9 protein-coding genes and 2 pseudogenes are annotated in these 13922 nt (G+C 60.5%); 5 read left to right on the top strand and 6 right to left on the bottom strand.

Annotated elements, in window-relative coordinates; genetic code table 11:
• Window positions 1–68 precede the first annotated feature (68 nt).
• The gene (locus OVA00_RS37575) at window positions 69–1142 is read left to right on the top strand and encodes a porin (RefSeq protein ID WP_268090937.1); all 1074 of its coding nucleotides are present in this window, start codon (window positions 69–71) and stop codon (window positions 1140–1142) included.
• Window positions 1143–1474: 332 nt separating this feature from the next.
• Here the strand turns inward: OVA00_RS37575 and OVA00_RS37580 are convergent, their stop codons facing one another.
• The 5 genes from OVA00_RS37580 to OVA00_RS37600 all read right to left on the bottom strand — a co-directional run bounded on the left by OVA00_RS37580 (window position 1475) and on the right by OVA00_RS37600 (window position 7280).
• Window positions 1475–3364, bottom strand: a complete 1890-nt coding sequence (locus tag OVA00_RS37580; RefSeq protein WP_034796489.1) for a bifunctional sugar phosphate isomerase/epimerase/4-hydroxyphenylpyruvate dioxygenase family protein — start codon at window positions 3362–3364, stop codon at window positions 1475–1477.
• Between the two features lie 29 nt (window positions 3365–3393).
• A complete protein-coding gene (locus tag OVA00_RS37585) occupies window positions 3394–4254 on the bottom strand; it encodes a shikimate dehydrogenase (RefSeq protein WP_268090939.1) in 861 nt (286 codons plus the stop codon).
• A 91-nt stretch (window positions 4255–4345) separates the two neighbouring features.
• Entirely contained in the window at window positions 4346–5362 is a 1017-nt protein-coding gene (locus tag OVA00_RS37590; RefSeq protein WP_268090940.1) for a TRAP transporter substrate-binding protein, read from the bottom strand.
• A 63-nt stretch (window positions 5363–5425) separates the two neighbouring features.
• Entirely contained in the window at window positions 5426–6706 is a 1281-nt protein-coding gene (locus OVA00_RS37595) for a TRAP transporter large permease subunit (protein WP_060517979.1), read from the bottom strand.
• Between the two features lie 10 nt (window positions 6707–6716).
• Window positions 6717–7280: a TRAP transporter small permease gene (locus OVA00_RS37600; protein ID WP_034796497.1), complete on the bottom strand. Its 564-nt coding sequence runs from the start codon at window positions 7278–7280 to the stop codon at window positions 6717–6719.
• Between the two features lie 278 nt (window positions 7281–7558).
• Here OVA00_RS37600 and OVA00_RS37605 point away from each other — a divergent pair, with 278 nt between their 5' ends.
• From OVA00_RS37605 to OVA00_RS37620, 4 genes and pseudogenes are all read left to right on the top strand, one after another.
• The gene (locus tag OVA00_RS37605) at window positions 7559–8224 is read left to right on the top strand and encodes a TetR/AcrR family transcriptional regulator (RefSeq protein WP_029742882.1); all 666 of its coding nucleotides are present in this window, start codon (window positions 7559–7561) and stop codon (window positions 8222–8224) included.
• Between the two features lie 193 nt (window positions 8225–8417).
• Window positions 8418–10289 carry a sigma-54-dependent Fis family transcriptional regulator gene (locus OVA00_RS37610; RefSeq protein ID WP_060530147.1) on the top strand — a complete coding sequence of 624 codons (1872 nt, stop codon included), beginning with the start codon at window positions 8418–8420 and terminating at the stop codon, window positions 10287–10289.
• A 163-nt stretch (window positions 10290–10452) separates the two neighbouring features.
• The gene (locus tag OVA00_RS37615) at window positions 10453–11526 is read left to right on the top strand and encodes a 2,3-butanediol dehydrogenase (protein WP_029742884.1); all 1074 of its coding nucleotides are present in this window, start codon (window positions 10453–10455) and stop codon (window positions 11524–11526) included.
• A gap of 67 nt (window positions 11527–11593) precedes the next feature.
• Window positions 11594–12667, top strand: a pseudogene (locus OVA00_RS37620) (NAD(P)-binding domain-containing protein); the annotation flags it as partial.
• Between the two features lie 27 nt (window positions 12668–12694).
• On the opposite strand, the pseudogene OVA00_RS37625 reads toward OVA00_RS37620, so the two are convergent.
• Window positions 12695–13915: pseudogene (locus tag OVA00_RS37625) on the bottom strand (IS3 family transposase).
• Window positions 13916–13922: the final 7 nt, after the last annotated feature.

A 13922-nucleotide genomic window follows, 5' to 3' on the forward strand; every position in this document is an offset into this window, starting at 1 on the left:
CGCACGCCACGGACGGAGCCGGCGAAGCTTTGCCAATTTTCAAGAACCGACAAGGGAACGAACTCGATATGTACAAACCAACCAGTGCTACGGCACTTCTCCTCCTGAAAGGTGCCGCAGCGGCGCTCTGCCTGATGGCCGCCACCCAAGCGGCAACGGCTGCAGACGCGGAACCGGTCGAATATGTCCGCGTCTGCGATGCCTATGGCAACGGTTTCTTCTATGTTCCGGGCACCGAAACCTGCCTGAAGATCAGCGGCTACCTGCGCCACGAGGTTGCGGCCGGCGACGATGTCTACTGGGGCGGCTCGCTCGATGGCTTGCCCGGCAAGGCGCGGGCGACACTACGCTTCGACGCTCGCAATGAAACCGAGTTCGGTACGCTGCGCTCCTATCTGGAGACGCGCTTCGAGCACAAGGCATCGGGCGAGCGCATCTACATTTCGGAAGCGCTTATCGAGCTTGCCGGCTTCTCGGTCGGCATCGCCGATTCGCTCTTTGCCAACTGGACCTGGGGTGCCGGCAACGTCATCTACGACGACGTCATTTACTACTCGGGCGACCGTACGATGCAGGCGAGCTATACCCACGACTTCGGCAACGGCTTTTCCGCCATGGTGGGCGCAGAGGAAGGCAATGGCTCCTGGGAACTGGAGGTGGTCGACGCGTCCGGCGTGGCAAGCCGCGAGTGGTTTGACCTCCGGGCCGACAGCATTCCCCACCTCCTCGGCGGGGTGAAATACGAAGCGGACCGGATGACGCTTTTTGGCATGGCGGCCTATGACACGCGCTATGATGCCTGGGCCTTCAAGGCGCGCGTCAACCTCGACGTCACCGACACGCTCTCATTGTTCGTCATGGCTGCCTACCAGTCCGACCCGAGCCGGCCGAACTACTACGGCAGCTGGTACGGCGACTGGGCAATGTGGGGCGGTGCTTCCGTGAAGGTCAGCGAAAAGGCAACCATCAACAGCCAGATCGACTTCGAGGAGGATGGCACCTGGAACGCAGCCCTCAATGTTGCCTATGAGATCGCGCCGGGCTTCAAGATCACGCCGGAGCTCGACTACACCGCTTTTCGCGGGTTTCGCGGACACGAGGACGCCTTCGGTGGTGTCGTGCGCTTCCAAAGAAACTTTTAAGCTTCGCGTTGAGGAACCGGCGGCGACCTTGCTGCCGGTTTTTATCCGGCTGCAGCAACGATGCGGGCTGCCCTTGCCAGAGAAACCTTCGCGCTGTGCAACTCCCTGAACGGAATCGAACCCCGCCACCAGTTGTTTCAAAGCTTACGAGTATCTCACCACTCCAAGATGAGCATTCCAGGCGGCGACTGCTCGCGGCCAGGGTCCGTTCGCACGCGGCTTGACCGGTTGAAGGGTCGTGCGCCAAAGGATTTCAGCATAGGGCATGCCATCGGCCGGGAACCGGGCGCGAACTTTCCCTAGCAACGGAAAGAATTACCATCGCTAGGCTGTCAGCCTTTTGGCAGCCCCTCTGGCCTCAGGTACTTTCGTAGCGCTGCAATGCGAAAAATCGCGTTGGCGGCTCCGTAGCCGCGATAGCCCCGTCTTTCGACGATCTCGAAGAAGAAACCTTCGCCAAAGGTCGGGCTGTAGAGCTGGTAATACTCGCCGTCCTCGTCGCGGTCATAGAGGATGTTTTCGGACTTCAGCCTTTCGACGAGTTGAACGTCGAGACCGAAGCGCGCTTCAACGTCATCGTAGTAGTTCGGCGAAATCGGTAGCGCCTTGAAACCATTGGCGCGCAATGCCTGCGCAGTCGAAAAAATGTCATTGGTGGCAAAGGCCAGATGCTGGACGCCGGAACCGAAGGTTTCGGCGATGAACCGGCCGGCCAGCGTGTTGCGATTTTCCGCGCCGTTCAGTGTCAGGCGCAACGTGCCGGCGTCATTTTCCACGACCTGGCTGCGAACGATGCCTGCTGGATCGACGATGTCGATCATCGGCGTCTTATGAGCATCGAGTAGCGATGTGTAGAAGAGCAGCCAGGTCAGCATTTCCTCATATTTTACGGTCTGAGCGATGTGATCGATGGAGCATAATCCGGCCGCGATGACAGAGCCGCCGTCGCGCACTGGCTCAAACTCGATCTCCCAGATCTTGGAGAGCTCGGATTTGTCGTCCAGAAAATAGATGAGCCCTCCGCCCACTCCGTGGATCGCCGGAACCACGAGCTCGCCTGGACCAACCGGCTGCTCGAATGGTTCTGCCCCAAGCACCCGTGCCCTTTCTACCGTCGCCGCAGCATCATCCACCATGAGGCCGAAGGCATAGGCGGACGTGCCGTGAACGAGATAGGAAGCGCTGGCAAAGCCTTCGCGCTCGGTGTTGACCACCAAGTTGATGGCGCCCTGGCGATAAACCACCACTTGTTTCGTCCGATGCTGTGCTGTTTTCGTGAATCCGATTGAAATGAGCAACGCTTCGAGTTCGCTTGCTTCCTCTTCCGAGGCACTGAACTCCACGAACGCTACACCTCTCACGTCGGCGCGGGGGGGCATTATGGGGACCGGCAAACGAGTATCCGGTTCGGCGCGCCTAACCTGATCCCCGAGATAGATCAGCGAGCGATATCCGTCGACAGCGATCGCATTGGCATTGCCTCCACGAAATTGGTCGTTGAAGATTTCGAGCGATAGATAGCCGTCATATCCAGTTGCCGCCACCGCGCGGGTAAAGTCTGTCACTGGGAGATCGCCCTCGCCCGGCATATTGCGGAAGTGCCGGCTCCAATACAGCAGATCCATGTCGATCAGCGGGGCGTCGGCCAACTGGACTATGAAGATCTTCTCCTTCGGGATGGAGCGGATCGAGTTGATCTCGATCTTGCGCGACAGCGTATGAAAACTGTCGAGAATCAGCCCGATACTCGGGTGATCGACGCGTCGGACGATTTCCCAGGCGTCTCGATGATCGCTGATATGACGTCCCCAGGCGAGCGCTTCGTAACCGACGCGCAAGCCCCGCTTTGCGGCCCTTTCGCCGAGTTCGCTAAAGTCCGCGGCCGCCCTGTCAATGCCACCAACGGCAGCCGGCGAGACATTGGAACAGACAAGGACGAGGTCCGTGCCAAGCTCCTCCATCAAGTCGAACTTGCGCTCGGCACGGTCGAACGTTCGGGCTCTCAACGGCTCCGGCATGCCCTCAAAATCCCGGAACGGCTGGAACAGACTGATCTCCAAACCGAAATCTCGCACCATGCGGCCGACCTGACGCGGGCTCTCGTCAAAGGCGAGGAAATCGTTCTCGAAGATTTCGACACCGGCAAAGCCCGCCTTGGCGATGGCACGCAGCTTGTCCTTGAGGTCGCCGCTGAGCGAAACCGTTGCTATCGAGGTCTTCATCACTTGCTCCTCGGTGGAATTTTCGGGAATCAGCCGGTCATTGCCTTGAAATGGGCAAGCATCCGCGTTGTGTCGGGCTCAAGACCTGTGAACAGGCGAAAAGCGCCAACTGCCTGGAATACCGCCATTCCCCCACCGTCGAGCGCGCGGCATCCGCGTCGCCTCGCTTCTGAAAGCAGCGGCGTTTCGAGCGGGAAATAGACGATCTCGGCGACCCAGTGCCGCGGATCGAGAAGTTCGGCGTCAAGCGGCATCCCGGGATAGTTCGCCATGCCGGTCGGCGTGGCGTGAATCAACCCGGATGCCGATCGCATCGCAACAGAAAGGTCCGTACCGGCGGTGATGTCGGCTTCTGGAAACAAGGCGGTCAGCATCGCGGCAAGCAATCGCGCCCGTTCCGGCTCGCGATCGAAAACGATGAGACGCTTCAGGCCAAACGAAAGCGCGGCATAGGCTGTTGCGACGCCCGCACCTCCTGCTCCCAGCTGCACGCCCGAGGAAAGATCTGCATCGGGCAATCCGCGCCTGAAGCCTTCGGCAAAGCCCCACCAATCGGTGTTGTGGCCATATCGTCGCCCTCCCGTGAGCACGACCGTGTTGACGGCACCAAGCCTGTGTGCGTCTGGCGAGAGTTCATCGAGATGGGCAATGACCGCCTGCTTGCACGGATGGGTTATGTTGAGGCCGGCAAACCCCTGCCTCTCAGCGTGGGCGAGCAGCCGCGGCAGATCATTTTCCGTCGCACCAATTTCGGAAAGATCGATAAGCTCATAAGCATAGCGGAGTCCCTGAGCTGCACCTTCGGCCATGTGCATGGCGGGCGTCAACGAGGCCTGGATGCCTGCACCGATCAGGCCCGCCTTCAAGGGTCTTACAAGCGTTTCGGACATTGTTTCCGTTTCCATCTTCTGAGCCCGTTGCAAAGGGCAGCCAGCCTGCGGCCCGCCGCGACTTTGCGGGCGGGCCGAAGTATTCGCGCGGTTACTGGCCCCGCGCGGCACCTATCTCCTTGAACAACAACTGCACGGTGTCAGCGCCGATCTCGGCGCTAAACTTCTCGATCACCGGCTTGACGGCGTCGCGCAGCTTCTGCGTCTCCTCGGGACTGAATTCGCTGACCTCCATGCCTGTCTTGCGGATTTCCTCAAGGGCTGCGGTATCCGCCTCGCGCGAGACCTTGCGCTGATAGTCGCGGGCCTCGGTCGCGGCCGCCTGCAGGACGGTCTTTTCCTCGTCGTTCAGGCCGTCCCAGAACTTCTTGCTGACGAGCACGATCTGCGGATTGTACTGGTGACGGGTCAGCGTCATGTATTTCTGCACTTCATAGAACTTGGCGTTCAGGATGTTTGAGGCGGGGTTTTCCTGGCCATCGACCGTTCCGGTCTCGAGCGCTGTATAGAGTTCGGTGTAGGGCAGCGGCACGGCGTTGGCCCCGAGCGTGTTGAAGAGCTCGATCGGGATCGGGGACTGGATCGTGCGGATCTTAAGGCCCTTGATGTCTTCAAGCTTGGTCACTGCATGGCGATTGTTTGTGAGATTGCGGAAGCCGAGTTCCCAGTATCCAAGTCCGACTAGGCCGGTATCGGGCAAAAGCTTGCTGAGGCTCTCGCCAAAGGGGCCATCCATCACCTTGTCCGCCTCCTCGCCACTATTGAAGAGGAAAGGAAGGTCGACGGCACCGAATTGCTTGACGTTGTTGGCAAGAATACCGGCGTTCAACACGGTCATCTCGATAACGCCGCCCTGGAGAGCGGAGACGGTCTGCACGTCACCACCAAGCGTGCCGCCGGGGAACAGCTTCACCTCGATCTTGCCGCCACTCTTTTCATTCACGAGCTCGGCGAACTTCTCCATGCCCGTCACTTGGGGGTGACCCTTGTTGTTGGCTGACGCGAACTTGATGGTCTGGTCGCGTATCTCTGCAAGCGTTGGCGCTGCTGCAAACAAAACGATCGGCAGGGCGACGCCCAGTGCCATTTTTGTCAATCGGTTCAACATGTTATCCTCCCAGATTGAGCCGGTAATCCCGCCGGCCTGTTGAAGCGCAATAAAAAGTTGCCGTCAGTGCCCAAACCAGGAGACCGGTACGGTCACCAGTTCTGGGAACAGGACGAGCAGGAAAAGGACGATCAGTTCGGCAATGAGGAAGGGCCACACGCCCTTCATCAGGTCCTCCATCGTCAGTTTCGAGACGCCGCAGATAACGTTGAGAACGGTGCCCACTGGCGGGGTGATCAGGCCGATCGAATTGTTGATGATGAACAGCACGCCGAAATAGACCGGGTCGATCCCCGCTTGCTTGATGATCGGCATCAGAACCGGCGTCATGACGAGGATCGTCGGCGTCATGTCCATCGCTGTCCCGACGACGACGATCAGGACCATGATTGCGATGAGCAAAAGGGTCTGGTTGTCCATAAGCGGTTCGACAAGCGCGGCAAGCGCACCGGGGACGTCTGCAACCGTAATCAGCCAGGCGGAAACGGCAGCGCAGGCAACCAGGAACATCACGACGGATGTAATTTTCGCGGCCGCTACGAAGACATGGAAGAGCTGGCCCGGCGTCAGCTCGCGGTAGATGACCATCGAGACGAACAGGGCGTAGACCGCGGCAACAACGCCGGCTTCGGTTGGCGTGAAAACACCAAACTTCAGACCAACGATGATGATCACCGGCAACAGAAGCGCCCAGACACTGTCGAGCAGCGCTCCAAGCCGCACGCGGGCGCTTTGTCTTGGCGGGAGCTCGAACTGCTCCTTGCGAGCGACGATAAGCCAAGTGATGCAAAGGGCCGCGGCGATCATCAAACCCGGGAAAATGCCCGCAAGAAAGAGTTTGGTGATCGAGACGCCGCCAACCACACCATAGAGGATGAAGCCGATCGACGGCGGAATGATAGGCCCGATGATCGATGCAGAGGCAAGCAGCCCTCCGGCGCGCGCCGGATCATGACCGCTCTTCAGCATCATCGGCAGAAGCAGCGCGCCAAGGGCCGCCGCGTCGGCGACAGCTGAACCAGAGAGGCTGGAAAGAATGCAGGCGGCAAAGATCGCCACGAAGCCGAGGCCGCCGCGGATGTGACCGACCATGGCCATCGCCAGGGCGACGATGCGGCGGGAAAGCCCGCCGGTGTTCATGACCTCGCCTGCAAGCAGGAAGAAGGGCACGGCCATCAACGGAAAGCTGTCGGCGCCGTTCAAGACATTTTGGGCGACGATCTGTGCATCGAAGAGCCCGAGAAAGAGCATCAGGGCGACGCCGCTGATGATCAGCGCAAATGCAATCGGCACGCCGAGCGCCATGGGGCCGAGAAGTGCGCCAAGGAAGATGGTGACCGTCATCGGCTCGTCCTCAGCGTTTGACGGGCAGCGGCCCGAGCGTGGCCGTGGGGTGTGGGTCAAGCGCCACTTCGTCTTCGCTGTCGCGCACCAGTTCCGCCGTCGTCACGTCGATGCGTCCGGTCGCGATGGCGAAAGCGTCGGCAAGCAGGATGAGGAATGCGGGTACCCCAAAGGCGAGACCGGCCCCGTAGAAGAAGCCCATGGAAAGCCCAGTCGCAGGCGCGCCGACATGCAGGTTGATGAGCGTCTGCGTCCAGCTGCCGCTGATCATCAGCCAGGTAGCGTAGAGCATCAACACATGGCCAAGAAGCACCGCGACCTTCGCGGCGGCCGGCGGCAGTCGTTTGATGAGCGTATCAACGCCGAGATGCCCGTGTTCGCGCAAGGCAACCACGGCGCCAAGAAACGTGAGCCAGACGAAGAAGATGCGTGATAGCTCCTCAGAGACCGTGATGCCCTGATTGAACGCATAGCGCAAAACGACGTTGCCGAAGACGAGGACGACCATGCCGGCAAGCAGCAAGGCAATCGCCACCTTCAGCGCGAAGAAATAGAAATCGATAATGCGGATCATGCGCTCCTCCCAAAGCGGAGTGCCGTCTTGGCGCCCGCGCATCACATTGGCGTCACGGGGCGGCGTTAGGGCACCGGTGCGAACACATCCTCCTCAAGTTGTCTTCGCCACTACAAAATGTACGAACTAGTACGTATGTCAAGCAGACTCTCTTGAAAGACCCCCGTAACCTCAATATGAATCTCACGGGAGGCGGTGTGGCGAGCCTCTGCGCTCGCCCGTTTCGATTTGGTTTCATTGGAAAATTTCGGCGAGTGCCGGGGGAGTGATCAAAAAGAATGGCGGGGCGGGTTGAGGCAAGTCGGAAGAACGATCCGGAACGCACCAAGGAAGACATCCTTGTCGTCGCCACGGAAGAGTTCTCCACACACGGCCTTGCGGGCGGACGCGTTGACGCGATCGCAGAACGGACCCGAACCTCCAAGCGCATGATCTATTACTATTTCGGGGGCAAGGAGGGACTTTACCTGTCCGTGCTTGAGCGCGCCTATCGCAAGATCCGCACGCTCGAGGAGGACCTGAAGCTTTCAAGCCTTGCCCCGGAAGAGGCGTTGCGTACGCTAATTTCCAGCACATTCGACCACGACGAGGCCAATCCCGACTTTGTGCGATTGGTCAGCATCGAAAACATCCACCACGCAGCGCATATGCTGCGGTCGGAAGCGATCCGTGATCTGAATGTCTCGGTCATCGAAACGATCGCGGGCATTCTGGAACGCGGTATCGCTGAGGGTGCATTCAAGCGAAAGGCCGACCCGATAGATGTGCATATGCTGATCAGTGCCTTCTGCTTCTTCCGGGTTTCGAACCGATATACATTCGGAACTATCTTTCGCAGGGATCTTTCCGAATCGGCCACGATCGGCCGCCATCGCCGAATGATCGCCGACGCCGTGATCAGCTACCTCCAGACGGAGGAAGGGGCAGCGAACCCCATATCCTAGGGCTATCGCGCATGGGATGGGAAGCACTCAGGCAATGGGGTGTTAATGCCAGAACGCTGCCGATCTCAACGACGTGCAGCCCAGACCTCGATAGGCCTCGTCGGCAAGCGCTTGGCTGACGCACGTCACCGTCCACCGTTGGCTTGACGTTGTCGATGAGAGTGTGTCAGCTTTCCCGTCAGGAGGGCGCTCGATGTCGACGTCGCTGTCGCATATTCGTGAGATAGAACGAGTCGCCTCCGGGGCCGCGAGCCCACGCGACGAGCCCGTCGTCCAATCCTGGCTTCGCTGCCTCAATGATTACAAGCTGGATCCGACGATCGCGCAGGAAGCCTATATCGTTCCGGGATCGAAGCTGCGCGAGCATCGCGAACAGGCGGAAGAACTGATCCGCATCGGGCGTTCCGGGCTTGAAGGGCTGTTCAACCAAGTCGCCGAACAGAACTATGTCCTGTTGCTGTCCGATGCCCGCGGCGTCACCGTCGATTTCATGGGGGATCCGACCTTCGACAATCAGCTGCGTAAGGCGGGCCTCTATCTCGGCTCGGAGTGGTCTGAGAGCCGGGCGGGCACCTGTGCCGTCGGGGCGTGCATCGTCTCCGGCCAGCCGGTCATCATCCATCAGGACGATCATTTCGACGCGAGCCATATCGGTCTGACCTGTACGGCGGCGCCGGTCTTCGACACGCTTGGCGACCTGACCGCCGTGCTCGACATCTCCCAGCTCCGGTCGCCCACTGCCAAGGCAAGCCAGCAGCTGGCGCTGCATCTGGTATCCGCCACTGCGCGGCGGATCGAGCTTGCCAACCTCATGACCCGCACCCGCAACGACTGGGTCCTGCGGCTTGCCCGCTCCCCGGAATTCCTGGATGTCGACCCGGACGCCGCCATCGCCCTCGACGGCAGCGGCCGCATCACCGGCATGACCCATGGTGGCTTCGGCGCACTCGCCCGCTCGATGAACATCCGCGGCCTCCAGACACGCAATTTCCTCGGCCTTCCGCTCTCGGAGGTGTTCGATATCGACGTGGACGATTTGCCCAACTTCATGCGCGGTCGTCCGAACGGCGAACGCTTGCTGAGAGCCAAGAGCGGCCTAGTCCTATTCGCCAGCGCCATCGCGCCCGTCGTCAGCCTGCGCACGCCCGCCGCGCCCGAAGCGCGCCTCCCCCGGGCCCTGCGCGATCTCAGCCAGGGCGACGCGACAATGGAACGGGTGCAGACCCGCGCGGCAAAATTGGCCACACGCCGCATCCCAATTCTCATTCAAGGGGAGACGGGCAGCGGCAAGGAGTATCTTGCTCGCGCGATCCATGACAGCTGCGGCGACAATGGCAATTTCGTCGCCGTAAATTGCGCAGCCATTCCCGAACATCTCATCGAATCCGAACTGTTCGGCTACGCACCCGGTGCATTCACGGGCGCCAGCCAGAAAGGTAAGCGCGGCCTGATCGAGGATGCGGACGGTGGCACCCTGTTCCTCGACGAGATCGGCGACATGCCGTTCACGCTGCAAAGCCGGCTGTTGCGCGTGCTCTCGGAAAATGAGATTCAGCCGATTGGGGCGCTGAAGGCCCGGCCAATCCGCCTGCGCGTCGTCTCCGCCTCCCACCGCGATCTGGCGGAACTGGTTAAGCAGGGCCGTTTCCGGGAAGACCTCTATTACCGCCTGAACGCCGCAACGCTCTCGCTCCCCGCCTTGCGAGAGCGTCAGGATCTTAGCTGGCTGATCGATCAATTACGCGCTCGTGTCGAGAAGGAGAACCACGAGTCCTACCGCATCGACAAGACGGCTCGGGCGGCCTTGCTCGCGCATGAATGGCCCGGAAATCTGCGTGAGCTTTCCAATGTTCTGCGCGTGGCCGCGGCCCTTTCCGAAAATGGTCTCATCGATAGCGAGTGCCTGCCGGAACATCTCTTCTCCGAAGCCATCCACTCGTTGCCCGGCGAGGATGATGCGTTACGCCAGGCACTCAGGGACTGCGGCGACAACGTTTCGGCGCTTGCGAGAAAGCTCGGCGTCAACCGTTCCACGATCCACCGCCGTCTGAAGCGGCTCAACTGACGCAACGCCTGCAACACCTGTTGCACCCGGACTGTTGCATTTTCGGTGACTTTCGCTCCCGTCACGTTTCAAGCCTTTGATATCACAAACAAAATAGACGCAGTTGCGATCTGGCATGCTGCTTGCTGCCTCTCCTGTGCAAGAACAAACAGGAGGAAACACAATGAAAGCTCTGCGCTTTCACGCCGCCAAGGACCTACGCATTGACGATGTCGACGCTCCGCCTGCCCCTGGCCCCGGTGAGGTACTGGTGGAAAATCGTTTCTGCGGCATCTGCGGGACCGATCTGCACGAATACGCCTATGGCCCGATCTTCATCCCGAAGGAACCGCATCCCTTCACGGGTGCTCATGGACCGCAGATCCTCGGCCATGAATTCGGCGGCGTCGTGAAGGCGATCGGCGAAGGGGTTAGCCATGTGAAGCCGGGCGACAGGGTCTCCGTCCAGCCGCTGATCATGCCGCGCCGCGGAGACTATTATGCCGACCGTGGTCTGTTTCACCTGAGCGCCAACCTGGCACTGGCCGGCCTATCCTGGCACTCCGGCGGAATGGCGGAAGCGGCGCTGCTCAACGACTACAATGTCCAGCCCATTCCCGATGCGCTATCCGACGAAGAAGCCGCGCTGATAGAGCCGACCGCAGTCGCCGTATATGCGTGCGATCGCGGCAGCGTCACCGCCGGCAACAGCGTGCTGGTCACGGGCGCAGGACCGATCGGCATTCTCGTTGCCATGGCAGCGCGGGCGGCCGGCGCGTCGAAGATTTTTCTCTCCGATCTCAACGAGACGCGGCTTTCACTGGCGAAGGAAGCACTCCGCGAGGTCCGCACCATCAATCCCAAGATCGAAAAGGTCAGCGATGTTGTCCAGGCCGAAACCGAGGGCGGCGTTGGCTGCGATGTCGCCATCGAATGCGTCGGCAACGAACATGCGCTCAAGAACTGCGCGAGCGCGGTGCGCAAGCAGGGCGTCGTCGTGCAGACCGGCCTTCATCCAGGCGAGAACCCGCTGAACTGGTTCGACGTGACCTTCAAGGACATCGATATCCGCGGTTCCTGGGCCTATCCGACCCACTACTGGCCGCGCGTGGCGCGCCTGATCGCGAGCGGCCAAATACCGGCTCGCCGCATCGTCACCAAACATGTCTCACTGAGCGAAGCTGTTTCGGCAGGCTTCGACCAGTTGCTCGATCCCGCCGGTACGCACCTGAAAATACTGATCGACCTCAAGCGTTAGGCCGGTCCCCATTGCGGGACGGTTGAGGAGCCGTTCCGTTTGTCATCACAGAGCAGGAGGATAAAGGATGCTCGAGAAGACCCCCACCACCCGCGTTCAGGCACAGCTTGATGCCCTTGGCGCTGCACTCGAAACCGGCCGTATCGACGATGCGGTCAACCTCTTTGCAGAGGAATGCTACTGGCGCGACCTCGTCGCCTTCACCTGGAACCTCAAGACTGTCGAAGGCCGGGACGAGGTGCGCGACATGCTTCAGGCACAGCTTGCCTCGGCAAAACCCTCCAACTGGCGCGTCGCCGCCGGCGAAGAAGCAACCGAGGCGGATGGCGTGCTTGAAAGCTGGATCTCGTTCGAGACTGCGACGGGACGCGGCTACGGCCTCGTGCGCATCAAGAACGGCCTGATCTGGACGCTGCTGACGGCACTGGCCGAACTCAAGGGCCACGAGGAGAAATCCGGCTTTACCCGGCCGCTTGGCGCCAAGCACGGCCAGAATGTCGGCGCGAAAACCTGGAAGGAGGAGCGCGAGCACGAGGAGCGCACGCTCGGCTATGAGACGCAACCCTATGTCGTGATCATCGGCGGCGGACAGGGCGGCATTGCGCTCGGGGCCCGGCTTCGCCAACTTGGCGTGCCCACCATCATCCTCGAAAAGAACGACCGGCCAGGCGACAGCTGGCGCAAGCGCTACAAGTCGCTCTGCCTGCATGACCCCGTCTGGTACGACCACCTGCCCTACATCGATTTCCCGAAGAACTGGCCGGTCTTCGCACCGAAGGACAAGATTGGCGACTGGCTGGAATTCTATACCAAGGTGATGGAGCTGAACTACTGGACACGCTCCACCGCCAAATCGGCAAAATGGGACGAAGCCGCGAAGGAATGGACCATCGTCGTTGACCGCGACGGTGAGGAAGTGGTGTTGCGGCCAAAGCAGCTCGTCTTTGCGACCGGCATGTCTGGCAAGGCCAACATTCCGAATTTCAACGGCCGTGAGCGCTTTGTTGGTGACCAGCATCATTCCTCGCAGCACCCGGGGCCGGATGGCTACAAGGGCAAGAAGGTCGTTGTGATCGGTTCCAACAATTCGGCCCACGACATCTGTGCCGCGCTGTACGAGGCGGGCGTCGACGTCACGATGGAGTTGCCCCCAAAAGACCGGACATGCTCAGGTTTGAGATTGCGAGCTGATGAACTCGCGCGGCGATTGATATCCTAAAGCACTGTGCGGGTGAAGATTGTTGTAGTGCTCGAACCAGAACGGCAGTTGCGCCATGACGGTTTCGGCGTCGGGGGTTGGATTCACCGAGACGTAATCGCGCTTGAAGGTTTTGACGAACGCCTCGGCCATGCCGTTCGACTGTGGGCTTCGCACCGGTGTCGTGCACGGTTCCATGCCGATCTCGCGCAGCAAGGATGCGGTGTCCCTGGCGATGAAGCAAGAGCCGTTGTCGGTGAGCCATTCGATGGGTTCGGACAGCATGTTGATGCGGTACGAAGCGGTTCTCGACAGCGGTGATCACGAGGTCCTGCACGTCTTCGCTCTTGATACCTTCGGTGGTGGCGACATGGGCGATTGCTTCACGGTCGCAGCAGTCGAGGGCGAAGGCGACACGGACCTTCTCCTTGTTGTCGCAGCCGATCTCGAAGCCGTCGGAGCACCATCTGATGTTCGAACGCTCGACGGCGACCCTGCCGTCGTGAAGGCGATCATCGACCGCTCCGGTATGACGCACCAGCAGCAGATTGTGCAGCTTCATCACCCGGTAGACCCGCTTGGCATTGGGCCACGAACGCCCCAGTTTCCGGGCATTCCGACGCAGGATGGCATGGACACGCCGATAGCCGTAGGTGGGCGTATCGGCGATGACGGCCTTGATGTCCTCCACCAGCTCGCGATCAGGTAGAGGCGGGCGTCCTCTGGCTCTGGAAGGGGAACCTGCGGCACGCGCAGCGATATTCGAGCGGGCGACACCTAGAGTTTCGCAGACGGTCTTCATTCCAAAATCCCCCTCGGAAGAGAGAGCGAGCGCAACAGATGTTTTTTTGGGCCACCGGCGATTTCGAGGGCTTCCTTCAGGATTTCGCTCTCCATAGTCTTCTTGCCCAACAGGCGTTGCAACTCCTTCACCTGGGCCTGAAGCGCCCGGTATTCGGAAGCCGGAACGACCTCCTCTTCGGCGGCCTTCGCCGTCAGTGCCCCTTGGGACGCCAGCTTGCGCCAGGCGAACAACTGGTTCGGCTGGATGCCGTGCCGACGTGCGACGATGCTCACCGTCGCGTCCGCCTCATAGGTCTCATGGATGATCGCCAGCTTCTCTGCCGTGCTCCAGCGCCGCCGACGCTCCGGCCCGGAGAGAACTTCCATCTTAAAATTGCTGCTAGTCATATTACCA

The organism is Ensifer sp. SL37 (assembly GCF_026672675.1).
Lineage (GTDB): Bacteria > Pseudomonadota > Alphaproteobacteria > Rhizobiales > Rhizobiaceae > Ensifer > Ensifer adhaerens.